We start from the raw sequence: 24,846 nt of genomic DNA on the forward strand, positions 1-24,846 counted from the left end.
CACTATGCTAGTAAATGTTGTAAAATCAAAAATACACCGCGTTAAAGTAACGGGTGCCGAGTTACATTATATTGGAAGTATTACCATTGATGAAGACTTAATGGACGCTTCAAATATAATTGAAGGAGAACGTGTACAAATTGTAAACGTAACAAACGGAGAGCGTCTTGAGACGTATGCAATCCCTGGACCAAGAAAGAGTGGAGAAATCACCTTAAACGGTGCTGCTGCTCGTAAAGTTGCAAAAGGAGATACGCTTATCTTAATTGTATACGCCTTTATGGAAGTAGAAGAAGCAAAAAAGTTTAAACCTACTTTATGCTTCCCTAATGAAGAAACAAACTTGCTCAACTAACGTTGATAAGTAATAAACATAAAAGTCTCGCGCTTAAAATCTTACTCCCACTCGTGGGAGTTTTTTTGGTTTGGTATCAACTTAGTAAAATGACTGCGGTAGAGCGCAGCGATATGTGGGAAGCGATAAAAATGGTCAATCCTATATGGATTGTTATCTCGCTGCTATTTGGTTTATTTAGCCATTTTTCTAGAGCATACCGCTGGAAATATTTACTAGAGCCTTTAGGGTACAAGCCTAAGTTCATCACCAGCTTTATGGCTATTATGATTGGCTATTTTGCAAATACATTTATTATTAGATCTGGCGAGGTTCTAAGAGGTGTAAGCCTTTCAAAAACAGATAACATTCCTTTTGAAAAAGCATTTGGAACTATTGTAGCAGAGCGTATTGCAGATCTCATCGTACTACTTCTCATCATGACTACCGCCGTAATATTACAATCTACAGCGCTCGTAGCTTATTTTCAAGAAAATGCAAACCCCACTGGTTTTGTCATACTACTTGCTGTCGGTCTTACTGCTGGAATCTTTGGTTTACGATTACTTAAAAAGTCCTCACATCCTTTTATTCAGAAAATTAGAAAGTTTGGACTCGGACTTCTTGATGGGGTAAAAAGTATTCTAAATATGCAGCATAACACTGCATTTATACTACACACCTTATTTATATGGGGTATGTATATAGGTATGTTTTGGATCATGAAATATACGGTACCTGGCACTGCAGAGGCTCCACTAGGGGTTATTCTTGCTTCCTTTGTAATAGGTGCATTTGCAATGAGTGCTACAAATGCAGGAATGGGATTATATCCCATAGCTATGGCTGCAATATTTACCTTTTTTGGATATGAAGATGGCGCAACCTTTGGCTGGCTCCTCTGGGGAACCCAAACTATTTTTAATGTAATCATAGGCGGCATTTGCGCACTTATCTTGCTACTCATTAAAAGACGGTAATTTTTCATATTTTAGGACTATCCTAATAACTAAAAAGTTATTCCCACATGAAAACAAACCTACTTACCCTAATACTCTGTATTTACAGTGTACTAGCTTCTTCTCAAATTGACTACAAAGAGATTCAATCAGAAATTCTAGGCACATCCAGACAGCTTAAAATACAGTTACCTCGCAATTATGATGAGAATATAGAAAAATCATATCCTGTAATTGTAGTTATGGATGGCGACTACTTATTTGAGCCCGTAGCTGGTAATGTAGATTATTATAGCTACTGGGAAGAAATGCCACAAGTAATTGTAGTAGGTATTAATCAAGTAGACAGTAGAGATGATGATACATTTTATGATGATGTAAGCAACCTTCCATCTGATACTGGAGCTTCATTCTTTGAATTTTTAGGCTTAGAAGTAATGCCTTATCTTGATGAAAATTACAGAACTAGTACTTTTAGAATTGCAGTAGGCCATGATATGACCGCAAATTTTATGAATTACTACTTAATGAAAGATCCTGCGCTATTTCAAGGATACATTTCCTTAAGCCCAGATCTCGCACCACAAATGGAAGAGCGCCTTGTTGCTAGATTAGGACAAGCAAAGCAAAAAATATTCTATTACCTCGCAACAGCAAGTGACGATATAAGTGTACTACGCGACCCTATTATCCAACTAGACGCTCAGATGAAACAGGTGCAAAATGAGAATGTTCAATATAATTTTGACAATTTTGACGGTGCTACGCACTACTCACTCGTAGGTCGCGCTATACCAAAGGCACTAGAAAACATGTTTTCTATTTATCGCCCTATTAGCAAAAAGGAGTACAAAGACAAAATACTACCTAGCGAGTCTCCTTATAACTATCTCATAGATAAGTATGCAACGGTAAAAACGCTTTTTGGCCTAGATGACCCTATACGTATTAATGACTTTATAGCAACATCTACAGCGCTTGAGAAAAAAGGAGACTGGGAAGGCCTTGAAGAACTTGGAAAAGTTGCTCGTAAGCAATACCCAGAAACGATGTTAGGAAACTACTACCTTGCATTATCACTAGAAAAATCTGGAGAACCTAAAAAGGCGATGCGTGCCTATCAAAATGCTTTCCTATTGGAAGAAGTATCATTTCTTACTAAAGATTTAATGCTAGATAGAGCAGACCAAATCAAACAAGACTTTGGTTACTAATTACTTCTAACATCTACTTTTTATAGCGCACTCTTGTGCCGTAGTTTAGAAACTATTTAAATCAAAATAATTTTAAAAGGAGGTGTGATTCTCTAATTTTGCAAGTACATTACTCATTTTATGGCCAAAATAAAAACTACCTTTTTCTGTCAAAACTGTGGCACACAGCATGCCAAATGGCAAGGCCAGTGTAATGCTTGTAAGCAATGGAATACCATTGTTGAGGAGGTTGTACAAAAAGTAGATAAAAAGGACTGGAAGTCTGAAACCGCAAAGGTTTCTGGACTTACTCGTACAAGCAAACCCCTTAAGATTGCCGATATTTCTACCGCTTCTGAGGCTAGAATGAATACTAAAAATGGCGAACTCAACCGTGTTCTAGGTGGTGGCTTAGTACCTGGATCTCTTACTCTTCTAGGTGGAGAACCTGGAATAGGAAAAAGTACTTTGCTATTACAAATATCACTAGCACTACCTTACAAAACACTCTACGTCTCTGGAGAGGAAAGTCAGCAGCAAATAAAAATGCGTGCTGAGCGCATTAATCCAGAAAGCGACCAGTGTTATATTCTTACAGAGACAAAAACTCAAAATATCTTTAGGCACATAGAAGAGATGCAGCCAGATATTGTGATTATAGACTCTATACAAACACTACATTCTGATCATATAGAAAGCACCGCAGGGAGTATCTCACAAATACGTGAAACCACCTCAGAGCTGATACGATTTGCTAAGGAAACAGCAACACCTGTAATTCTTATAGGTCACATCACAAAAGATGGAAATATTGCTGGACCAAAAATTCTTGAACATATGGTCGACACCGTCCTTCAATTTGAAGGAGATCGTAACCACGTTTATAGAATTTTAAGAGCACATAAAAACCGTTTTGGAAGCACTAGCGAACTAGGTATCTATGAGATGCAAGGCTCAGGATTGAGAGAAGTGAGTAATCCAAGTGAGATTCTCATTTCAAAAAATGACGAAGACTTGAGCGGTACAGCAATCGCAACCACAATGGAAGGTATGCGACCGCTTATGATTGAGATTCAAGCGCTTGTGAGTACTGCAGTGTATGGAACACCACAACGTAGCTCTACAGGATACAATGTAAAGCGACTCAATATGCTTCTCGCTGTATTAGAAAAACGAGCAGGTTTCAAACTAGGGGCAAAAGATGTTTTTCTCAACGTGACTGGAGGAATCACTGTAGATGATCCTGCTATAGATCTTGCAGTTGTTGCAGCAGTATTATCGAGCAACGTAGATATACCTGTAGATAAATCCATGTGTTTTGCAGCAGAGATAGGTCTCGCAGGAGAAGTACGCCCCGTAAATCGTATTGAACAACGCATCGTAGAGGCAGAAAAACTAGGTTTTACAAGTATTGTGATTTCAAAATATTGCAAAATACCTGATACTAATTATCACATCAATGTAATTAAAGTAGCCAAAGTTCATGATGTCGTAAGGCATCTTTTTGGATAAGCTACTAGATAAACGAGCATCATTTTACAGCAGTCTTTAAAAACGTTCACATAAAATCAATTGCGTCAATATCTGACTGATTCTTGTATGCACATGGCACCTTTTCTGTATAGTGGCTGCTATGTTTAAAAAGATTCTATATACCTTATTACTTCTTGCCATAGTAAGCTGTAACCAAATTCAAAAAGCCACAGACGCCATCACGCAACCTACGGCTCGCGAAGTTTATGCTCGTGGTTTTGAGAAAGATGATAGTATTTATAAATCATGGAATTCCGCTTTCGCGAAAGCGTATCAAAAAAAAGTACTTCCTAAAGACCAGAATGTACTCTCCGCTCTTCCTTACACTACTGTAGGCACTTATTCTTCTACCTATTTGATTCCCTACCGCTATACATTCACACTCGCTGCAGGTGAGATTTTTCATGCGGAAGTTGAAAACAATGTAGACTCAACCGCCATATTCCTTGATCTTTTTACATGGAAGAATGACTCTATAATGAATTCAACGCCTAGGTTATCCAATGCTCCTAATGAGAGAAAAATCACTACCGAGATTACTGCATCCGGATTATACACACTCCTCGTACAACCTCAAATAGGCGCAAGCTCATCCTTTGCATTAAAAATATACACAAAACCACAATACAGCTTTCCAGTACTGGGAAAAGGCAATAAGGCTGTGCAAAGCTTCTGGGGAGCTTCTAGAAGTGGCGGCAAGCGTAGCCATGAGGGTGTAGATATTTTTGCAGCAAGAGGAACCCCCGTCGTAGCGATTACTGATGGTATGATATCCTCCACAGGTAATCGTGGTCTAGGAGGTAAACAAGTGTGGTTACGTGACGGTATTTTTGGTCAATCCCTTTATTATGCCCACCTAGACAGCATCATCGCTACCACTGGACAGCGTGTAAAAATAGGAGATACACTTGGCTTAGTAGGCAATACTGGGAATGCCAGAACGACACCTCCACATTTACATTTTGGCATTTATAATCGTACAGGCGCCATCAACCCATATCCATACATTAAACAAACGGAGTCACCTCTTATTTCCGATTCGTTATCTAGCAATCTAGGTTTACTTAAGAACAATAGTACGATGCGCGTATCACCTACTTCAACTTCAGAAAAAATTGGCACATTAAAGAGAAAGGATACTGTCTTGTTGCTAGAAAAAACAGGCAATTGGTTTCATGTACGTGTTCATGATAGTTTACAAGGATATCTATATAAAACAGCTATCAAGCCCATTCCATATACTTAAGTATACATTTATAATTCCGCTTTCGCGAAAGCGTAAAAAGAAAAAGGCACGCTTTACAGCACACCTTTTTTACACACTACAATTTTATTTTATTATGGCGCAGGATTTGGTATTGCTGCGTGGACCTCGTCTATCGCTTTTAAAATCTCTTCAGATAGTGTCACATCTGCACTACCGATGTTTTCTTTAAGTTGCTCCATACTTGTAGCCCCTATAATATTACCAGTTACAAAAGGTCTATCTGTCACAAATGCAAGTGCCATTTGTGTAAGACTCAATCCATACTCATCTGCAATCTTTTTATAACGACGTGTTGCTTCAAATGCGTTGTCGTTATGGTAACGATTGTAGTTAGGGAACAAAGTCACACGTGCATCTTCTGGATAACCGTTTAGATATTTTCCTGTAAGTTGCCCAAAGCCAAGAGGAGAATATGGTAACAAACCTACATTCTCGCGATGTAAGCCTTCTGTAAGACCTATCTCATCCTTTCTATTAAGAAGGTTATAAGGATTTTGAACGGTGACCACCTTTGGCGCACCTTTTCTAGCTTCTTCTATAAAACGCATCAAGCCAAAAGGGGACTCGTTAGACAGTCCTATATTTCTAATTTTTCCTTGTTTTACATAGGTGTCTAGAGACTCAAGAATCTCTGCAATATTATCTTCCCACTGCTCATCTGGATTGTGAGTGTACCCTCGTTTTCCAAAGAAATTTGTGTTACGCTCTGGCCAGTGTAATTGGTATAAATCAAGATAATCCGTCTGGAGACGTTTTAAACTCTTGTGTAATGCATCATCAATAGCCTCTTTAGAAAAACCAAGGTTATCTCTTACAGAAGCAAATGTTGGACTAGGTCCAGTGATCTTAGATGCAAGAACAATCTGATCTCGATTCTTATTTTTTACAAGCCATGTACCTATTACCTTTTCTGTTGCACCATACGTTTTCTCTTGAAAAGGTACACTATACATCTCTGCCGTGTCAATAAAGTTTACACCCTGAGTAAGTGCATAATCCATTTGCTCATGACCTTCGGCCTCCGTGTTCTGTCGGCCCCATGTCATTGATCCCAAACAAATTTTTGAGACTTTTATATCTGTATTTGGTATTGTTGTGTATTTCATAAGTATTGGATTTGACGCAAATTATTGCGTCCGTGTACAACTATACAACTATCGTTTTATCTAATCAATATCATTAAGCAAAGCCGTCACCTCATCTAGTTTAGGTGTCAAGATTACTTCTATACGCCTATTTTTTGCTTTGTTCTCTGCGTTATCATTTTCGGCTACGGGTGCATATTCTCCACGGCCCGCTGCAGTTAGATTCTTAGGGTCTATATCTCTGTTTGTGCGTAAAATTTCAACAATAGCTGTTGCTCTTTTTGCAGAGAGATCCCAGTTTCCTGCTAGATTTCCGCTACCTCCGTAAGGCACATTATCTGTGTGTCCCTCGATAAGCACAGCAATGTCTGGATTATCTGCTAGCACGCTACCTAATTGCTTTACCGCCTTTGTTCCGTTTGCACCTACGGTCCAGCTACCAGAATCAAATAAAAGCTTATTCTCAAGTGATACATACACTTTACCATCACGTTGCTCTACGGTAAGCCCTTTTCCTTCAAAGTCTGTAAGTGCTTTTGAGATAGATTCTTTAAGGGCTCTCATTGTAGCATCTTTTGCTGCAATTACACCTTCTAGCTCATCTACTCTCGCAGAGCGTTCTGCTAGATCCTTTTGTAACTTTTCAAGACGAGTCCGTTCTGCTTCAAGAGCAGCAGTTTTTTCGGCAAGATCATTTTGTTTTGTCTCTAGTTCGGCTAGAAGTTGTCTGTTTTTCTGAGAATTTTCGGCAATAGTCGCACTACTATTAGATTCTAGTGCGTTATAACTTGCTTGTAGTTGCTCCAGATTAGCTTTCGCGGAAGCGTACTCCCCTTCTAACTCCTCTACTCTAATTATACTTGAGCCTAAATCTTTTGAGACTTTATCATACACTGCGTTCGTCTTTTTAAGCTCAGCTTTTAAGTCCTTTACATTATCCTCAAGGCTACGATTATCCTTGCGCAACCTGCTATAGCTTGCTTCAAGATCTTTAAACTTTTTTGCAGGAACGCAAGAAGTAAGTGCGCTTATCGCAAGTATTATAAGAAGGGATTTTTTAAACATTGTATTCATTTTTTTTAAGATAATTTTAATTCTACCATGTGCGGACAGTGGTCACTGTGCACAGCATCAGAGAGAATCACAGCACATTCAATATTATTTTTAAGAGGCTCGCTTACCATGTTATAATCAATGCGCCATCCTTTGTTATTTGCTCGCGCATTTGCACGATAACTCCACCATGTGTAGTTATCTGGCTCTTTGTTAAGATGACGGAAAGAGTCTATAAAACCACTATCCATAAAATTACTTATCCACTCACGCTCTACAGGTAAAAAGCCGCTCACATTTTTATTACGTACGGGATCATGAATATCTATAGCTTCGTGACAAATATTGTAATCTCCACCTATCACAAGATTTGGAACATCCTGCTTAATCTCGTTTACATAATCTTGTAATAACGACATGTATTCCAGTTTATGCTCTAAACGGGCAATATTTGTTCCTGATGGCAAGTACATGCTCATCACAGAAACATCGTCAAAGTCAACTCTTATATTTCTACCTTCAAAATCCATGGATTCGATTCCCGTTCCATAAACTACATTTTTAGGTGTTTTCTTTGTGAGAATAGCCACACCACTGTATCCTTTTTTTTGTGCGCTAAACCAGTAATGCTCATAACCTAGACTTTCAAAAACTGCTGTATCCACTTGGTCTGGCGTTGCTTTTGTCTCTTGCAACAGCACCACATCTGGATCTGTATGTTGCAACCAAGTCGCAAAATCTTTGCGCAAAGCTGCACGGATACCGTTTACGTTATAAGAGATAATTTTCATAGTATGCTGTATTGGACTGCTAAGTTATAAATTAGGTTTTTCCACACCTCGTAAAAAACTTATAAAGTTTACCTTTGAGTCATTGTAATATTTACCTCAGCCTAGAGTTTTACTATTGATGCGCGTATTTTACACAGTTCTTTTACTATTATGCACCAGTGCTGTTCTAGCACAACAAACGCGTACCAAAAGAATTGCAGTAAGAGACTCTGTACTTTTAGACTCTGTAAGTATAAATCCATCCTTATTTAAAATTACCACGCTACAAGGCACAACAATAGACAGTACAGCTTATAGTGTTGATTATGGAAAAAGTATCATTACGCTTAGCGCGAAAAATGGAGCACTTCCAGATTCTCTCATTGTTACATATAAAGTTTATCCAGATTTTCTCACGCGTGCTTACTCTCAGTATGACCCTAGCCAGATTGTGACGAGTACTGGGAGCCTTAATAAGGTGATAAGCCTAGGTGAGGACAGGAGAACAAATACTGTCACTCCATTTTCTGGCCTTAACGTGAGCGGAAGTATACTGAGAGGAGTCGCTGTAGGCAATAGTCAAAACAGCACCTTAAACTCAGAGCTTGACTTACAAATAAGTGGAAAGCTAAGTGAGCGCGTTACCTTACGCGCTTCTATACAAGATGCAAATATACCTAGCCAGCAAGGCGGATACTCTCAAAATCTAGATGAGTTTGACCAGGTTTTTATCGAGCTATTTTCTGATAATTGGAATATAAGAGCTGGTGATATTAATCTAGAAAACAAGGACACCTATTTTGGTAGGTTTACAAAGAAAATTCAAGGCTTATCCTTAGGTGGAACCTTGAATCACTCAGATGATAAACAGACAGATTTACATGCTTCTGGAGCTTTAGTGCGAGGTGTTTTTACACAAAGTACATTTACAGGGCAAGAAGGAAATCAAGGCCCTTATAAACTTACTGGGCCTAATGGGGAGCTATTCGTTCTAGTAGTTTCCGGGAGTGAGACTGTTTATGTTAATGGCATCCCGCTCACACGTGGAGAGAGCGAAGACTATATTATCGATTATAATGCTGGTGAAATTAGATTTAATGCCACTTATCCCATCACTAGTGAGATGCGTATCAATGTTGCTTATCAATTTTCTGAACGTCGTTACACGCGCTTTCTGGCGTATGGAGGAGGAAGCTTTCGCGAAAGCGATAAACTCAAAATATCTGCTCACGTATACTCAGAAAGTGATGCTAAGAATCAACCACTACAACAAAATCTCACCTCCGAACAGGTTGCTATTTTACAAGAAGCTGGTGATGATATGCAAGAAATGATTGCTCCTAGTGCAATCTCAGACACCTTTGATGAAAATAAGATTCTCTACAGGCAGATTATTATAAATGGCGTCGAGGTTTTTGAATTTAGCGCTGATCCAGAGGAAGAACTATTTCAAGTACGTTTTACTAATGTAGGAGAAAACCAAGGAGATTACATTTTAAGCACGACAAATACTTTACAGCGTACATTTCAATATGTTGCCCCTATTAGTGGTATTTCGCAAGGTTCTTTTGCCCCTCAAGTACAACTTTTTGCTCCTACCGTATTACAATTAGGCGTAGTAAATGGAAGCTATACGCCCTCAGAAAAAACTACGATAAACTTTGAAGCTGCGGGAAGTAACAATGACACCAACACATTCTCTACGCTAGATGATGATGACAATAATGGTTATGCTGCACATGTAGACATAAATCAGCTGCTTTATAAAAAGGATAGTTTATCAAGCTTTCGTGCTTTTGGAAGTTGGGACTTTATACAAGAAGATTTTAGAAGTATTGAAGGGCTTTACAATATAGAATTTAACCGTGACTGGAATGTAGAGAACTCGCTTGCACAAGCTGGAGGAACCTTATTAGGAACTCAACACTTTACTACGGTAGGACTCAATTATGCTCGTGCAGAACAAGGAGCTATTACTTATCAATTTCAACATTTAAATTTTCAAGATGCTTACAATGGTTACAGACACAGCTTAAATGCCAACTGGCACCTTGGTAATTTGAGAACTGCGATTAATGCAAGTACGCTTAGTACAGATGATGTACAACTCAATACAGACTTTACACGAGCAGACGTAAATGCCATTTACGGATTTAAAAAATCATGGATTGGCGCTTCATTTAATATGGAGGACAACGTTAGAGTCACAAAGAGGAATGACTCTATAACGGCAAACAGTCAGCGATTTAGTGCTTACAAAGCTTTTGCTGGCGTGGGAGACAGCACAAACGTCTATATGGAAGCTGGATATAAATATCGTATAAATGATAGTGTGCGACTTAATCGCATCGCACGTGTAAATACTTCCAATACGTATTACTTAAAATCCCAATTGATAAAAAATGAGAAAACGAACGTCTCACTCTTTCTAAATTATCGTAATCTTAGTTATGAAGATCAACGAGAAGATGAAAATTCGCTCAACTCAAGACTACTTTATAATCAGCGATTTGCAAATGACATCATCCGTCTCAATACGGTTTTTGAAACCAATAGCGGAACACAACCTCAGCAAGAATTTACTTTTATTCAAGTAGATGAAGGTCAAGGAACCCACACATGGAATGATTATAATGGAGACGGTATCCAAGAGCTGGAAGAGTTTGAGATAGCGCAGTTTCAAGATCAAGCAGATTACGTGAGAATACTACTCCCAAATCAAGTATTTGTAAGAACTCATCAAAACAAACTAAGCCAGCAACTCACACTACAGCCTGGACAGTGGTCTGGACTTAAAGGAATAAAAAAGTTTCTTTCCCACTTCTACAATCAGTCTAGCTATATCTTAGATAAACGAGTATTGCGCACTGATAACGATTTTAGCTTGAACCCATTTAATGAGGATGAAAATGAAATAGGCGCTACGGTTAACTTTAGAAATACATTGTTTTTTAATAGAGGAAAGCAACGCTACACGACCTCCTATTCATTTCTATCAAATACATCAAAAATTCTTCTCTCTACGGGATTACAAGAAAGTGTAGTACAAAGTCATCAACTCAACTTCCTACACAAAATAAAGGAGAGCTGGCTATTTAATGCCCAAGGAGATTTAGGCTCGACAGAAAGTAGTGCAGAGAATTTTACCACTCGTAATTTCAGTATAGACAACTTCGGTGTTAATCCTAAGCTCTCATATCTCTTTGGCAAACAATCGAGGGTCTCACTTTTTTACGAATACCAAAATAAGAATAACACGACGGGCGAGCAAGAACAACTTGACCAACAGAATCTTGGTATCTCCTTTGCGTTAGCAGATTTAGAAAAAGTATCATTAACTGGGGAGTTTACGTATATCAATAACGATTTTAGCGGAAGCGCATTTAGTCCAGTAGCATATCAGATTCTAGAAGGATTACAACCAGGAACAAATTTTACTTGGAATGCTATCGCACAAAAAAGAATTACCAAATTTTTAGATTTGAATGTATCTTATTTTGGGCGTAAAAGTGAAGAAACACGAACTATCCATACGGGTAACATTCAGATTAAGGCTTTCTTCTAAATTTTGACGACCTTTAAGGAAACGAAAACTACCTAATTATGAAAACAAGATTATACATTAGCGGTATGTCACTTGTTGCAATCATGGCCTTTTCTTGCTGTGGGCAAAAAGCGGTTGCTACAGAAGACACTAAAACAACACTTATGGATTTTGACACGACTGGATATACATCTGGAACTATTGTACATTCTAAAGCGGAAGGCGATTGTGAGTGGACAATTAAGCTTGAAGATGGACGTCATCTTGACCCTATGACCATCGATAAGGATTTCATGCAGGATGGAGCAAGCGTTTGGTTTAAGTATAATCCACAACGACGCATGAATAGATGCGACAAAGCTAGCCCTGTAGGCATTACGGAAATGAAGATGAATATGTAGATTGAGAATGTACTTAGCTTTTCTACAAAAAGAAAGCTCAACAAGAAATTCCTTGTTGAGCTTTTTTTATTTAATGGATACTTACGGCCTATGTTTTAGCAGTATCGATTATTTATCTAACTACTATCTTCTCTACTAATTTAGATCCACCATCTATATCTGTAAACTGAACGATATAAACGCCAGCTGCAACGTATGACATATCTAAATCATATGTATAACCATTTCCTTCTTTATTAAGATTGTTGTGGGCAAGTCTTTGTCCAAGAGTATTAAAAACAGAAATAGCAGCTCTTCCCTCAAATGGTGTGTTCACATTTATAGCAAAGTATTTATTATCTGTGCTTGTAATATTTAAAGAAGTTTCTAAAAATACATTGTTCTCTACCGCGAGCACTTCTGGGGTAAATGTTGCCGTATAATCATTAGTTCTTCCATATTGAAGATCATCACAAGGATTATTAACATCACCAGCACCACTTTCATCTTCTCCTCTCACACGCATAGTCAATGGCCCTGCGGTAAGCTGTGCCATATCAAAACTTGTAACGTCAATTGAAAATGCAAAATCAGTATCTGCCGTTGGAACTTGTCCAGAAGAAACAAGCTCGTCTTCGCTAAAGGTTGCATCATCATTTATATCAATCCAAATTGCAAATGCAGAGTCCGTAAAGCCAACTTGCAGAATTCCAGTTAATGACTCTGGACTGTCAAATGCAAATTCAATCCCTGAATCATCACTATATCCTGTAGACGTACAATTTGTTACTAATGCATTTTGATTTGCTAATGTAATGGTAGTCACTCCGTCACCAAAGCCTTCACAATCTCCATCGGGTTGACATGCTAGTCCCACAGTATTTGTTGCTACACACACCAATGAATCATTATCAACATTGCTATCATTACTTAATAAAGTAGATACATTAAGTGTATAGTTACCTGGCTCAGAAAGATCTGCGCCTTGAGCAAACGTAAATTCGGTACTTAGCCCTGGCTCTATAGTTCCTGTAAAAGTTTCTACTACTGCTGCTCCACCATTTACAGTGTATTGCACAGTTGGATTTGTGATTGCATTTGATCCGTAATTTCTTATAGTTACAATTATATCCTCATCACCTGTATATTCTCCTTCTCCTACAGGAGTTACAATACTAAAAACACTAAGGTCATCTGGCTGGGCTGCGTCTAGTGTAAAATTAGCAACCACATCTCTACGCGTTGGATCGAACTGCTCTGTAATAAACCAGAATGACTCGTTCTCTGGATCAAGAGTTAAGTGTACATAATCTGCAAATCTATCACTAGGAGACGCTGCTGTACTTCTAAAAAGTTCTTGCTCATATACTGTCATTACTCCTAATGGATCCCCATCAAAACGACCAGTATAATTCATTGCTATACGATCTTCATCTGATGATGAAATATAGCCTAAGGCAATATTTCCTTGAGAATCCATCGCCATACTTCCTTGATATGCGTTACGCTTTCCTGGAGTAACATAAGTGCCTTCTTGATATATAGACCATGGTTGTCCATCTCCATCTTGTCTTAGCTCATACCATCTTATTCCTGCCTTTTCTCCTGGGTCTAACACATCGACTACAAAATTCATTACAACCGTGTTATAAGTAGGAAAACGTCTATATTGTACTTGGTTCATCATCGTAGCTTGCAATGCATCTACATCTGGACCTCCACCTCCTTGTGGAATATTTGAGAATGATCCTCCATCAAAAACGCTTACAAAATCTGCCGTTGTGATTTCTTGAGCCAGTTCTATACTTGCATTTGCAGCATCTGCCCAATCTATAGTAGCTTCCCATACTTTAAGGTGGTCATCATCGACTCCTCCCCATGCGTCATCTTGAAGATAAACTACAGGAACTGGAGTACCTGCTGGAGCGCTCTCATCTCCTGTAGTATGAAATCCTTGTGGGCTATAAAAACCATTTCTTTCAATTCCAGGAAGTCCAAAAGCTACAAACTGAGCCGCTTCATCGTTTAACATTTTATTACGCTCGAGTAAGAAAACTTGCTCTGTAGTTGAGTTTATATTTGCCGTAACTACATAAGATTCACCGAATACAGAAAATTTTGTATAATCAGGGAATGCTCCTGCATTAAATTGTGCTTCATAAATATACCATGGGTCATTCACTGGATCGGGACCCGCAGATATTGCTACATCAAATCCATTACCTCCAGGCGCTCCTCCATTACGGAATTCTGTGATAACGTATCTTCCTCTAGGTTTTCCTGCACCATTATCTACGTTTGCATCAAAGAAAACAATTGGATCTCCCGTTGAATTTCCAGGAAACAAAGTACTTAAATCCATTTCTGGAGTAGCATCTGTCCCGTCCTTATTGAATATTTTGAAACCTACATTCCATGCAGCTATATAGTGGTTAGGTCCCGCCGCACCTGTAGGGTCAGAAGGTGTAAAAGAAGATACATCTGCTACAAATGTAGTGAGAGGTGATCTTGTTTGTGTCATGCTAACCTCTTGACTACGTTGTGCGTTTACGAGAGGATCATTACCTACAGAACCCTTACCTGGAACAACATTTGGAGACCCTATGCCTTTGGCACGACCTAATTTTGGTGTATCATCTGCATATATAAGTGTCCCTGCTTTAATTTGATCTGCAATGCTGGGTATTACAACAGGAGTGGAAAGTAGCCCACTTTTACTGGCTTTATTAGTTTGCTGAGCAGACACCCCGAAGCTAAAGGCTAAGAGAGCTGCGACCAGCAGTGAGTAAATTTGTTTCATAATGTAGTTTTTTAGTGGTTTGTTTGTTAAATAGTTATTAAAAATACAAAAATCCAAACCTAAAGCATAAAAAAACACCCATGAAATGAGTGTTTATAGTATAATCAGCAATTAAATTTAAGCTATCCAATGTCTAAAATTCACCTTTTTATTGAGAATATCTGGTAAATCTGTGATTAAAACACGTTGTTGTTCCATTGTATCTCTATCTCTTACTGTCACCATATTGTCTTCTAGTGTATCATGATCAACAGTGATACAAAGTGGTGTTCCAGCTGCATCTTGACGTCTATAACGACGACCTACTGCATCCTTCTCATCATATGCTACTCGATAATCATATTTTAAATCATCTATAATTTTTTGTGCTACTTCTGGTAGTCCATCTTTCTTTACTAGAGGCAAAATTGCAGCCTTTACAGGAGCTAAAATTGCTGGTAATTTTAATACTACTCTTGAAGTTCCATTTTCTAACTCTTCATCTTGAAGTGATGCAGAGAATACTGCTAGAAACATTCTATCAAGCCCTATTGAAGTTTCTACCACATAAGGCACATAACTCTCATTAAGCTCTGGGTCAAAAAATTGTAATTTCTTTCCAGAATGCTCTTCATGTGCTTTAAGATCAAAGTCTGTTCTAGAGTGTATTCCTTCAAGCTCTTTAAACCCAAATGGAAAGTTGAATTCTATATCTGTTGCTGCATTTGCATAGTGCGCAAGTTTCTCATGATCGTGGAAACGATAATTCTCTTCTCCAAGGCCTAATGATTTATGCCATTTTAAGCGTGTCTCTTTCCAGTGCTCATACCACTTCATCTCCTCTCCTGGACGCACAAAAAATTGCATTTCCATTTGTTCAAATTCTCGCATACGAAAGATAAACTGACGCGCAACAATCTCGTTTCTAAATGCTTTTCCTGTTTGAGCAATTCCGAAAGGAATTTTCATGCGTCCTGTTTTTTGGACGTTTAAGAAATTCACAAAAATACCTTGAGCCGTTTCTGGACGTAAGTATAAATCTGTTGCTGTCTCTGCAGATGCTCCTAGTTTTGTGCCAAACATCAAATTAAACTGGCGTACATCTGTCCAGTTTTTTGATCCAGACTCTGGACATCCTATTTCCAGTTCTTCTATAAGTGCTTTTACTGCTGGTAGATCTTCTGCATCTAGATATTGCGCAAGTCTTGCAGTTGCACTTTTTTGCTTCTCGCGATACCCCATAACTCTAGGATTTGTCGCTTCATATTGCACTCTATCAAAGCTTTCTCCAAAACGTTTTGCAGCCTTAGCAATTTCTTTCTCTGCTTTCTGATTGAGCTTTTCTGCGTAATCTTCAACGAGCACATCTGCACGGTAGCGCTTCTTTGAATCCTTGTTATCAATAAGTGGGTCAGAAAATGCGTCTACGTGACCAGATGCTTTCCATGTAGTAGGGTGCATAAATATTGCGGCATCTAGACCTACAATATTTTGGTTCATTTGCACCATACTCTTCCACCAGTACTCGCGTATATTTTTCTTAAGTTCAACACCGTTTTGACCGTAGTCATACACAGCACTTAGGCCATCATAAATCTCACTACTACCAAAGATGTAGCCGTATTCTTTTGCGTGAGATATTACTTTTTTAAAATGATCGTCTTGTTGAGCCATAGTCTGTAGATTAATTATGCAATCTATTAATATTGATGAGGTATGAGGTCACGCTTTCGCGAAAGCGTAAAAACCTCTCAAACCAATAAAATAAAGTTATTTGTTTCCGTTTGTAACAAGCTGTAAAAATAGCAATCCCTCCGAAATAACGGAAATTGCGATTGCCCTATTTTAAAGAAAGTATGGTAGAGAGTAGCATGGAGCCTTCGTGGTAGACATTTATAGTGTAATCACCACCTTCCATCTGTTGCACAGGCAGAACAAGCTCGCAGATGGTATATGCGGTTTTATTAAATGCAATCGTAGTTTTTGTATTATAGCGTACCACAGACCCGTCTTCAAACTTTTCATTACGTTCTACGCCTATCATGCGACCTCGCCCATTAAGTACCTGTACGTAAAAAGATTTATTTTCTGCTTCTGCAAGTTGATTATCGTTTACGGTAAAACATACCTGCATCATCTCAACGCGACTCGCTCTAGAAGTCATAAAAAACTTACCGCTATTACGCTGGATCACTCCTCTTGCTGCGAGATTACTTACTGTAAGACGTGCTCCCTGTGTAAGTCTCTCTGCTAGATCTCTATTAGATTTCTGTATGCTGTCTTGAGATTTTGTCGCTAGGTCAAGTGCTTTTTGTGTTTCTTGTTGCAATGCAACAAGACGTTTTGTTTCTAATTGTAAACTATCATTTGCACTTATAAAAAATTCTCGCTCTCGACGCAGTCTTTGTATTTCCATTTGAAACTGCTGCATTTTTGACCTGCTCAGGTCGTCATCTCTTAATGTTTCCTTGAGTTGTAGGAGTCTTGATTGCGCTTGTTTAAGCGCTCCTTTTAATGCATCTCTCTCTTTTATAAGTGTGCTGTATTTTGACAACTCTTCATCTAGCTGTGCTGTAACTCTTTCTTTATCATTCACTAGCTGTGCCTCACGTTGCTGCACTTCATTTTGAAAATTATAGGTATGAAATCCTAGGCCCGCTACAACTAAGCAGAGTAAGATTACAAGGAGTAATAAGGTGTTATTGGTACTTTTAGTACGCATAGATGTTCTATTATTCACATAAAGGGGTTAATTTAGAAAAAAAAAGTATAAGCCATTGCTACAATCGCTCCGTTCTCTATTTTTTCCAGAAACCTGTAAATCTTGTGACAGCGAACTCATCGCTGCCGAAAATATGATATGTACACATTGTAGGCATACATTACCTCTCACAGATTTTCATAGGTACAACGACCCTGCAATTAAAAAAGTATTTTATGGACGTCTCAATATAGAAAATGCGACAGCATTATTTTATTTTGAAAAGAAAGGTCCTGTGCAAGAACTCATGCATAATCTCAAATACCGAGGACAGCATGAGATAAGCGGCTTTCTAGGAGCATGGCTAGGTGAAGATCTTAAAATTCTTGAAGAATATAGTCGTATAGATGCAGTAGTTCCAGTACCTATACACCCAAAGAAGAAAAGAAAAAGAGGGTACAATCAAGTGGAAGGCTTTGGTAAATCACTAGCCAAAGCATTAGATTCTCATTATGTAGATGATGTGCTTGTCAAATCAAAAAACACAAAAACGCAAGTATTTAAAGGACGTTTTACACGCAGTGATGAAGTACTTGATGCTTTTTCAATTGTAATGAATAGCAATCTTGAAGGTAGACACATCTTACTATGTGATGATATCCTAACGACTGGAGCAACATTAGAATCATGTGCGTTACAGCTTCTTAAAATACCTAATCTTAAATTAAGTATTGCCGTGATGGCAATAGCACAATAGGTATTTCGTTTTGGTTAAAATAATTGTTTCTTTGTAGTCGCATGACAGATAATCCTTGGTATCATTTTAATAGAAGACGCGTAGCTACATTTATAGTAGTTATGGTGAGTATGGCACTTACTCTCGTAAACTGTGCAAAACGCGGATCTCCTACAGGAGGACCTATGGATAGTTTGCCTCCAGTTTTTGTAAAGTCTACACCTCCAAACTTTACTACAAACTTTGAAGGAGACGAAATTCGAATTTATTTTGATGAGTACGTAAAACTCAAAGATCTTAGAAAACAACTTATTATCTCGCCTCCTATTATCAATAGAGTAATCTCTCCACAGGGGTCTGCATCAAAATACATAGAGATTAAAATCCAAGATACACTTGCTCCTAATACGACCTATGTTTTCAATTTTGGACTCAGTATTGTGGATAATAATGAAGGAAATCCTTTTCCTTCGTTTAAGTATGTGATGTCTACAGGAGACTATATAGATAGCCTTACTGTGTCTGGAACAATTGTAGATGCGATCTTAGACAAGCCTGATAATTTTGTAACCGTGATGCTTTATGAAGCAGATAGCACGTATACAGATTCTACTATTTATAATAAGCCTCCATTATATGTTACAAACACTTTAGATAGCCTCAACACGTTTGAACTAGACTATCTAAAACCTGGAACGTATGCGCTTGTAGCTTTAAAAGATGAAGACGCAAATTATACTTTTCAACCTAAAAAAGATAAGGTTGCTTTTATAGAAGATTTTGTAACTGTCCCAACTGACTCGTCTTATACACTCAAGTTATTTTCAGAAACACCCGCTTATAAAGCCTCTCGCCCTAAACATGCTGCCGAGGGTAAAATAGCCTTTGGTATTAGTGGTTATACAGATAGCATTGCTATAAACCTCTTAACGGATGTGGGAAATAATCACGAAACCACCATCACAAAAAAAGGAGAGGACACTTTATATTACTGGTACAAGCCACGAGTATCACTTGACTCGCTCGTCTTTAATGTTACTGCACCGGGTTATAGTGACACCCTGCAAGCTAGAATACGTAAGCCAAAACTAGACTCTCTAGCCTTTTCTTCAAAATACCGCAATGCCGTGTTGTTAGACAAACCGTATCGCATACTTAGCAATATTCCAATTGACACTATTAATCAGTCTTTAATAACCGTTGTAAAAGACTCTGTCGAGATTCCTTTTACCTATTCTTTACAAGATAACAGGACTTCTTTAGATATCGATTTTGAGAAAGAGGAAAAAGCTAGTTATAGTATCAAAGCGCTACCTAATGCGATTACAGACTTTTTTGGCCAGAAGAATGATACTCTTTTCTACAAAGCAAATACTAAGGAGTTCTCAGATTATGGAGATATAGAACTCACCCTCAAAAACGCAAAGAACTTCCCGTTCATCATCCAGCTAATGGATAAAAGTGATGAGATCATAGAAACACAATACTCCCTTCAAGAAACGGTGTTTAATTTCAAACTCCTCAAACCAGGCTCGTATAAAATACGCCTTATAGAGGATGCCAATAATAACCGTCTTTTTGACTCTGGAAATTATTTACAGAAAAAACAACCAGAGGTGATTATCAATTTCCCTGGAGAAATTGATGTGCGACCTAGTTGGTTTGCCAAGGAAACTTTTGAACTACTTCCTAAAAAGACGAAGGTTAAGGATACTATTCAAGAGTAAATCTGTCTTTGTCTTCTAGAAAAGGCAACTTACATCTGGTTTCATTTACATGCGCTTTGGTTAACATAGTGGTCACTACGCCTTCTTGAGTGTGTGCTGTCACCATCTCATCTCCTAGCACATCATACACAGCAGAGTGACCTATGTATTCAAGGTTATTACCATCTACTCCCACGCGGTTTACTCCTACACAATAAGACATGTTTTCTATAGCTCTAGCTTTAAGGAGCGTATCCCAAGCCGCTATTCTAGTTTTTGGCCAGTTTGCAACGTAGATAATGAGATCATAATCAGATATATTACGCGCATACACCGGAAAACGCAAGTCATAACAAATCTGCGGAAAAATCTTCCAACCTTTATAGTTAATAAGCACCTGTTTATCACCCGCTTTATACTGCTCTCCCTCACCAGCCATATTAAATGTATGGCGTTTATTATAGCTCGTTATTTCACCTTCTGGAGTGACAAATAAAAACCGATTGTAATAGAGACCTTCTTCACTTATTATTAAACTTCCGCAGATGGCTGCTTGTGACTTAAGAGCCTGTTGCTTCATCCATTGGACAGTTTCTCCATCCATAGTTTCGGCCAGCGATTGCGGACTCATAGAAAATCCAGTAGTAAACATCTCTGGCAATACAACAAGATGAGTTCCTTCAGACACCTTTGCTATCAATGTTTCTTGATGCGCTCTATTGCGATTTGCGTCTTCCCAAAAAAGCGAAGTTTGTATAAGACTTACTTGTAATGTTTCTGATTTCATAGTATAAAGATACATTTATGGTAGAACTTTCCATCTGTACTATCTTTACAATGAATACGTACCCGCTATGCAAAACACAATTGCTCAAAGAATCTATGATTTTTTAAAACAGTTTCCGCCGTTTCAATTTATGGCAGAGAGTGATTTGCTGGATATTTGTAGCCAAGCTTCTGTGCTTTACCTTGATAAGGATGAAGTTATTTTTAAACGTGATCAGGCCTACAGTGATCGTTTTTATATCGTTCAGCAAGGGGCTATAAAGCTTACGAGACCATCCAAGGATGTGATTAAGGTAGTAGACATTTGTGATGAAGGAGACCTTTTTGGCCTCAAAGTGACCTCTACAGATACTTATAGAACGACTGCTACGGCAAACGAGGAGACGATACTCTATACATTACCTATGGAGGAGTTTTCCGCTTTCGCGAAAGCGAACAAAGCCATTTCAAACTACCTCATCGCTAGCTTTGCATCAAACATAAAAGATCCATATACCTTACAGCAAAGTGGCTCTTTACTGAACACCTATGAGCCCGAACGTAGTGCACATTTATTAGGGTTAGAACAAGCACGATATAGCACATCTATCATCACTTGCTCTCCAGAAACTTCCATACAAGAAGCAGCAAGATTGATGCAACAACACCGTATAGGATGTTTAGTAATTACAGTCAATGCAATTCCAGTAGGTGTTCTCACAAATCGAGAATTGCGCAATGCTATTGCAAATAATATCATCTCTAGTGATCACGTAGTACGCGATGCAATGATTACTCAGGTTGTCTGTGCCGTTACAAAAGTAACCGTAGCTCAAGCACAACTTATACTGCTCAAAAATGGAATAAGTCATCTCATAATTACCGAAGATGGTACAGCCAGCACAAAGGTAGTAGGCGTGCTAAGCAAGCATGACATCGTGGTCGCTTACGGTAACAGCCCCGCCGAACTCGTTAAGGAAATAAAACGAGCAAAAAAGACAAAAATGCTGCGCTTTACTTGGGAAAAAGCAACGCTTCTTCTTGAGCGCTACCTAGACCAAAACTTACCTATATCACATATTCTTAATATTTTTTCTGAGCTTAAAGACGCTCTCATGCAACGTACCATGGAGCTCTCATTAAGTAAAATGACACATGATCCTCTAGTACCATTTACATGGCTTGCATTAGGTAGTCAAGGGCGAGAGGAGCAATTACTATATACAGATCAAGATAACGCTCTTATTTATGAGGATGTGTCTCCAGAAAACAATGAGGCGACTAAAAATTACTTTCTGCATCTAGCAAATAGGATGAATAAACGCCTACATAAAATAGGTTATGATTACTGCCCTGCAGATATGATGGGAAGTAATCCGCTATACTGTTTATCACTTTCTGAGTGGAAAGCGCAGTTTTCTACATGGATTAAAGATCCGTCTCCAGAAAGCATGTTAATGTCAGGCATATTTTTTGATTATAGGTTAGTGTATGGAACTCAGGAACTAGTAGCACAACTCACTACTTCTATCTATGACCAACTATCTACATCTTCTGTCTTTTTTAGATTTATGGCAAAGGATGCACTTAAAAATCCGCCGCCGGTGAGTTTCTTTCGCAACTTTCTTGTGGAGTCAGATGGTGCACATAAAGATGAATTTGATATAAAAAACCGGGCTATGGCTCCATTAATAAGTGGCGCCAGAGTGCTTTCTCTTTATCATAATTTACGCACCATAAATCACACCTCAGAACGTTTTGAAAAACTTGCAGAGCTCGAACCTCAAAACAAAGAACTCTTTGAGAGCTGCGCTTATGCATTTAAAGCACTTCTTAAATTTAGAGTCAAACAAGGATTGCGCAATGATGATAGCGGCCGTTTCATTAAACTAGCAGATTTATCTAAAGAGGAACGCCTCAAACTAAAACGATGCTTTAAGCCACTGCGCGATTTACAAGAAGTGTTACGTGTACGCTTTCAAACTCAAAATTTGAGCTAGATGGGATTATTTACTACATCACCTCAAAGAGATTATCCGTCCTTCTGGACACAGTATCTTGCTGCTTTTGCTCAGGAGAAGAGCCAGGCAGGGTTTTTAGGTAGTACTCTAGATGGAAAAAAGCTTCACACCACTCGTTTTGTAGTATTTGACACCGAAACTACAGGCTTACATTATAAAGAAGATCGTATTCTATCTATAGGAGCGGTAACCGTGATTAATAATGAGATTTCTATAGCACAGAGCCTAGAGCTATATCTCAAGCAAGACATATATAAGCCTGAAAGTGCAAAAATACATGGCATCCTCCGCAATGGAGGTTATGAGCAAGTAAATGAACAAGAGGCAATAGAAAGATGCTTAGAATTTATAGGAACAGATATTCTCATAGGGCACCACATAGGTTTTGACGTTGCAGTAATTAATGCAGCACTCAAACGTGCCCAGCTTGGAAAATTAAAAAATAAAGTACTCGATACAGAAACGTTGTACAAAAGACTTGTGCATCCTATAAATAGACCTTTACAAGAAAAAAGGTACACGCTAGATGAACTTGCCGAAGCGCTCAAAATTCCTCTACACGATAGACATACCTCTGCAGGAGATGCGCTTATTACAGCCATAGCTTTTATAAAAATTGTGAAGCGGTTGAACAGCGATGGCTCACTCACAGTAAAACAATTATTCAGAAAAAACTAGATGATTACAAAAGACACACTTTTCGTTTTTGACATAGACGGAACACTTACAGATAGTATTCCAACATATCTACCTGTTATCACCAAAGTTCTAGCAGATATAGGACTTCAAGATATAGACACCGATTATGACAACTATCTACACCACACAGATCTGTATGCGCTAGAGTATAATTACGAGCGTACTTTTAACAAGAAAGCTCCAGCCAACTTAAGATATGAGCTAGACCACTTACTGGGTGAAGAATTATCTAAATGTAGTCCCGTTACCGAAATTCCAGGCGCTCGCTCACTGCTATTAAAATTACAAGAAATGCAGATTCCATTTGCTTATGGAACGGGTGCTTTCCCAAAAGCTACTGTTATAAAAATGGAGGGTTCTCAAGTTCCTTTTATTCCAGAGGTACTTGCAACTTCGTTACATAATGTTTCTCGAGTGGGATTTGTAAAAGAAGCTATAGAGAAGTCTAAAGAATATTACAATAGAACGTCCTTTGATAATATCATTGCTGTAGGTGACGGACTTTGGGATCTAAAAGCCGCGCAAGAACTCGATATTTCGTTTTTAGGAATAGGAACAAAAAATCGTAAAGCAATGCTGGATAATGGCTGTAAAAACTGGATAGAAGATTATAGAAAATTTGACCTGAACTCACTAAAGTAAGAAGCGCATAAGGGTCTAGCTACGAACTATTTTTAATGAGTCACATTTTCGCGAAAGCGAAATTACTCATACTAACTTATTTCTCTTCTAAGATTTCCATCAGGTTTGTAGATCCTTGCATTTTTGCGTGATCAAAAGCGGTGTTACCTTTCTCATCTTTATGAGACAAGTTGGCTCCATTTTCAATGAGCATTTGTGCAATTTCTGACTGGGCAAAAGTGGCTGCATAAATAAGCGCTGTCGCCTGGTTAAGATTTACAGCATTTACATCTGCCCCACTCTCGATAAGAAGTTTTGCAATCACTGGATATCCTTTAAAACAAACACCCATAAGCGCTGTATTTCCAGAGCTATCCTTAGCGTTAAGATCTGGCTTATGCTTTAAAATAGCCTCGCTTATGTCTTGGTTTCCGTAGTAAGTGGCAAGTAATAAAGGTGTAGAACCACGTTGATCTTTAATATTTACAAGTTCTGGATGCGCAGTAATAATTGCATGTACCATCTCTAGATCTCCGTTGCGTATTGCATCAAATAATTTGTCATTCATAACTTACAGTCTATACTACATGGAGTTGCTTTTTGTGATTACTCCGAAAACATAAAGATAAAAACAAAAATGATATACTCCATTTAAATTAACGTCTCTTGCGAGAATTGATACTTATTATTTTACTGCAGT

Annotated in this window: 20 protein-coding genes; 12 read left to right on the forward strand and 8 right to left on the reverse strand. The window is 38.3% G+C overall.

Annotated features, from left to right (window positions below; translation table 11 throughout):
* Positions 1 to 4 precede the first annotated feature (4 nt).
* From panD to ACJJVU_RS00765, 5 genes are all read left to right on the forward strand, one after another.
* On the forward strand, positions 5 to 355 hold the full coding sequence (gene panD / locus ACJJVU_RS00745) for an aspartate 1-decarboxylase (protein ID WP_013750424.1): 351 nt from the start codon (positions 5 to 7) through the stop codon (positions 353 to 355).
* 53 nt (positions 356 to 408) lie between these two features.
* A complete protein-coding gene (locus ACJJVU_RS00750; protein ID WP_405221192.1) occupies positions 409 to 1,314 on the forward strand; it encodes a lysylphosphatidylglycerol synthase transmembrane domain-containing protein in 906 nt (301 codons plus the stop codon).
* Between the two features lie 47 nt (positions 1,315 to 1,361).
* Positions 1,362 to 2,507, forward strand: coding sequence for an alpha/beta hydrolase (locus tag ACJJVU_RS00755; RefSeq protein ID WP_405221195.1), 1,146 nt, complete (start codon positions 1,362 to 1,364; stop codon positions 2,505 to 2,507).
* Between the two features lie 120 nt (positions 2,508 to 2,627).
* A complete protein-coding gene (radA, locus tag ACJJVU_RS00760) occupies positions 2,628 to 3,998 on the forward strand; it encodes a DNA repair protein RadA (RefSeq protein ID WP_405221198.1) in 1,371 nt (456 codons plus the stop codon).
* Between the two features lie 121 nt (positions 3,999 to 4,119).
* A complete protein-coding gene (locus ACJJVU_RS00765) occupies positions 4,120 to 5,265 on the forward strand; it encodes a peptidoglycan DD-metalloendopeptidase family protein (RefSeq protein WP_405221201.1) in 1,146 nt (381 codons plus the stop codon).
* Between the two features lie 92 nt (positions 5,266 to 5,357).
* Here the strand turns inward: ACJJVU_RS00765 and ACJJVU_RS00770 are convergent, their stop codons facing one another.
* Genes ACJJVU_RS00770 through ACJJVU_RS00780 form a run of 3 tightly spaced genes read right to left on the reverse strand, consistent with a single transcriptional unit; the run spans position 5,358 to position 8,215 of the window.
* Positions 5,358 to 6,392, reverse strand: a complete 1,035-nt coding sequence (locus ACJJVU_RS00770; protein WP_405221204.1) for an aldo/keto reductase — start codon at positions 6,390 to 6,392, stop codon at positions 5,358 to 5,360.
* 60 nt (positions 6,393 to 6,452) lie between these two features.
* The gene (locus tag ACJJVU_RS00775; protein WP_405221206.1) at positions 6,453 to 7,436 is read right to left on the reverse strand and encodes an OmpA family protein; all 984 of its coding nucleotides are present in this window, start codon (positions 7,434 to 7,436) and stop codon (positions 6,453 to 6,455) included.
* A gap of 14 nt (positions 7,437 to 7,450) precedes the next feature.
* Positions 7,451 to 8,215, reverse strand: coding sequence for an exodeoxyribonuclease III (locus ACJJVU_RS00780; protein WP_405221209.1), 765 nt, complete (start codon positions 8,213 to 8,215; stop codon positions 7,451 to 7,453).
* A gap of 118 nt (positions 8,216 to 8,333) precedes the next feature.
* On the opposite strand from ACJJVU_RS00780, the gene ACJJVU_RS00785 reads away from it, so the two are divergent.
* Both ACJJVU_RS00785 and ACJJVU_RS00790 read left to right on the forward strand, forming a co-directional pair.
* The gene (locus ACJJVU_RS00785) at positions 8,334 to 11,759 is read left to right on the forward strand and encodes a hypothetical protein (protein ID WP_405221212.1); all 3,426 of its coding nucleotides are present in this window, start codon (positions 8,334 to 8,336) and stop codon (positions 11,757 to 11,759) included.
* 38 nt (positions 11,760 to 11,797) lie between these two features.
* Positions 11,798 to 12,139, forward strand: a complete 342-nt coding sequence (locus tag ACJJVU_RS00790) for a hypothetical protein (protein ID WP_405221215.1) — start codon at positions 11,798 to 11,800, stop codon at positions 12,137 to 12,139.
* A 112-nt stretch (positions 12,140 to 12,251) separates the two neighbouring features.
* On the opposite strand, the gene ACJJVU_RS00795 is transcribed toward ACJJVU_RS00790, so the two are convergent.
* From ACJJVU_RS00795 to ACJJVU_RS00805, 3 genes are all read right to left on the reverse strand, one after another.
* A complete protein-coding gene (locus ACJJVU_RS00795) occupies positions 12,252 to 14,918 on the reverse strand; it encodes a GEVED domain-containing protein (RefSeq protein ID WP_405221218.1) in 2,667 nt (888 codons plus the stop codon).
* A 117-nt stretch (positions 14,919 to 15,035) separates the two neighbouring features.
* Entirely contained in the window at positions 15,036 to 16,571 is a 1,536-nt protein-coding gene (locus ACJJVU_RS00800; protein ID WP_405221221.1) for a glycine--tRNA ligase, read from the reverse strand.
* Between the two features lie 166 nt (positions 16,572 to 16,737).
* Positions 16,738 to 17,637, reverse strand: coding sequence for a hypothetical protein (locus tag ACJJVU_RS00805; protein ID WP_405221224.1), 900 nt, complete (start codon positions 17,635 to 17,637; stop codon positions 16,738 to 16,740).
* Positions 17,638 to 17,674: 37 nt separating this feature from the next.
* On the opposite strand from ACJJVU_RS00805, the gene ACJJVU_RS00810 reads away from it, so the two are divergent.
* On the forward strand, positions 17,675 to 18,355 hold the full coding sequence (locus ACJJVU_RS00810) for a ComF family protein (protein ID WP_405221227.1): 681 nt from the start codon (positions 17,675 to 17,677) through the stop codon (positions 18,353 to 18,355).
* Positions 18,356 to 18,396: 41 nt separating this feature from the next.
* Positions 18,397 to 20,061, forward strand: a complete 1,665-nt coding sequence (locus ACJJVU_RS00815; RefSeq protein ID WP_405221230.1) for an Ig-like domain-containing protein — start codon at positions 18,397 to 18,399, stop codon at positions 20,059 to 20,061.
* Here the strand turns inward: ACJJVU_RS00815 and ACJJVU_RS00820 are convergent.
* Positions 20,048 to 20,827 (reverse strand): amidohydrolase, encoded by a 780-nt coding sequence (locus tag ACJJVU_RS00820; RefSeq protein ID WP_405221233.1) that lies wholly within the window; start codon positions 20,825 to 20,827, stop codon positions 20,048 to 20,050. The two genes, ACJJVU_RS00815 and ACJJVU_RS00820, sit on opposite strands and share 14 nt — an antisense overlap.
* Positions 20,828 to 20,894: 67 nt before the next feature.
* Between ACJJVU_RS00820 and ACJJVU_RS00825 the strand changes: the two genes are divergently transcribed.
* Genes ACJJVU_RS00825 through ACJJVU_RS00835 form a run of 3 tightly spaced genes read left to right on the forward strand, consistent with a single transcriptional unit; the run spans position 20,895 to position 24,167 of the window.
* Entirely contained in the window at positions 20,895 to 22,805 is a 1,911-nt protein-coding gene (locus tag ACJJVU_RS00825) for a DUF294 nucleotidyltransferase-like domain-containing protein (protein WP_405221236.1), read from the forward strand.
* Positions 22,806 to 23,504 carry a PolC-type DNA polymerase III gene (locus ACJJVU_RS00830; protein ID WP_405221239.1) on the forward strand — a complete coding sequence of 233 codons (699 nt, stop codon included), beginning with the start codon at positions 22,806 to 22,808 and terminating at the stop codon, positions 23,502 to 23,504.
* Entirely contained in the window at positions 23,505 to 24,167 is a 663-nt protein-coding gene (locus ACJJVU_RS00835; protein WP_405221242.1) for an HAD family hydrolase, read from the forward strand.
* Between the two features lie 76 nt (positions 24,168 to 24,243).
* On the opposite strand, the gene ACJJVU_RS00840 is transcribed toward ACJJVU_RS00835, so the two are convergent.
* A complete protein-coding gene (locus tag ACJJVU_RS00840) occupies positions 24,244 to 24,714 on the reverse strand; it encodes an ankyrin repeat domain-containing protein (RefSeq protein ID WP_405221245.1) in 471 nt (156 codons plus the stop codon).
* Between the last annotated feature and the right edge of the window lie 132 nt (positions 24,715 to 24,846).

This window comes from Dokdonia sp. Asnod1-B02 (assembly GCF_045063955.1).
Taxonomy (GTDB): domain Bacteria; phylum Bacteroidota; class Bacteroidia; order Flavobacteriales; family Flavobacteriaceae; genus Dokdonia.

Excerpts from the sequence above, each read along its gene's own strand:
- panD (WP_013750424.1), top strand. The coding sequence starts at position 5 with ATGCTAGTAAATGTTGTAAAATCAAAAATACACCGCGTTAAAGTAACG.
- ACJJVU_RS00755 (WP_405221195.1), top strand. The coding sequence starts at position 1,362 with ATGAAAACAAACCTACTTACCCTAATACTCTGTATTTACAGTGTACTA.
- radA (WP_405221198.1), top strand. The coding sequence starts at position 2,628 with ATGGCCAAAATAAAAACTACCTTTTTCTGTCAAAACTGTGGCACACAG.
- ACJJVU_RS00765 (WP_405221201.1), top strand. The coding sequence starts at position 4,120 with ATGTTTAAAAAGATTCTATATACCTTATTACTTCTTGCCATAGTAAGC.
- ACJJVU_RS00770 (WP_405221204.1), bottom strand. The coding sequence starts at position 6,392 with ATGAAATACACAACAATACCAAATACAGATATAAAAGTCTCAAAAATT.
- ACJJVU_RS00775 (WP_405221206.1), bottom strand. The coding sequence starts at position 7,436 with ATGTTTAAAAAATCCCTTCTTATAATACTTGCGATAAGCGCACTTACT.
- ACJJVU_RS00780 (WP_405221209.1), bottom strand. The coding sequence starts at position 8,215 with ATGAAAATTATCTCTTATAACGTAAACGGTATCCGTGCAGCTTTGCGC.
- ACJJVU_RS00785 (WP_405221212.1), top strand. The coding sequence starts at position 8,334 with ATGCGCGTATTTTACACAGTTCTTTTACTATTATGCACCAGTGCTGTT.
- ACJJVU_RS00790 (WP_405221215.1), top strand. The coding sequence starts at position 11,798 with ATGAAAACAAGATTATACATTAGCGGTATGTCACTTGTTGCAATCATG.
- ACJJVU_RS00795 (WP_405221218.1), bottom strand. The coding sequence starts at position 14,918 with ATGAAACAAATTTACTCACTGCTGGTCGCAGCTCTCTTAGCCTTTAGC.
- ACJJVU_RS00800 (WP_405221221.1), bottom strand. The coding sequence starts at position 16,571 with ATGGCTCAACAAGACGATCATTTTAAAAAAGTAATATCTCACGCAAAA.
- ACJJVU_RS00815 (WP_405221230.1), top strand. The coding sequence starts at position 18,397 with ATGACAGATAATCCTTGGTATCATTTTAATAGAAGACGCGTAGCTACA.
- ACJJVU_RS00820 (WP_405221233.1), bottom strand. The coding sequence starts at position 20,827 with ATGAAATCAGAAACATTACAAGTAAGTCTTATACAAACTTCGCTTTTT.
- ACJJVU_RS00825 (WP_405221236.1), top strand. The coding sequence starts at position 20,895 with ATGCAAAACACAATTGCTCAAAGAATCTATGATTTTTTAAAACAGTTT.
- ACJJVU_RS00830 (WP_405221239.1), top strand. The coding sequence starts at position 22,806 with ATGGGATTATTTACTACATCACCTCAAAGAGATTATCCGTCCTTCTGG.
- ACJJVU_RS00835 (WP_405221242.1), top strand. The coding sequence starts at position 23,505 with ATGATTACAAAAGACACACTTTTCGTTTTTGACATAGACGGAACACTT.
- ACJJVU_RS00840 (WP_405221245.1), bottom strand. The coding sequence starts at position 24,714 with ATGAATGACAAATTATTTGATGCAATACGCAACGGAGATCTAGAGATG.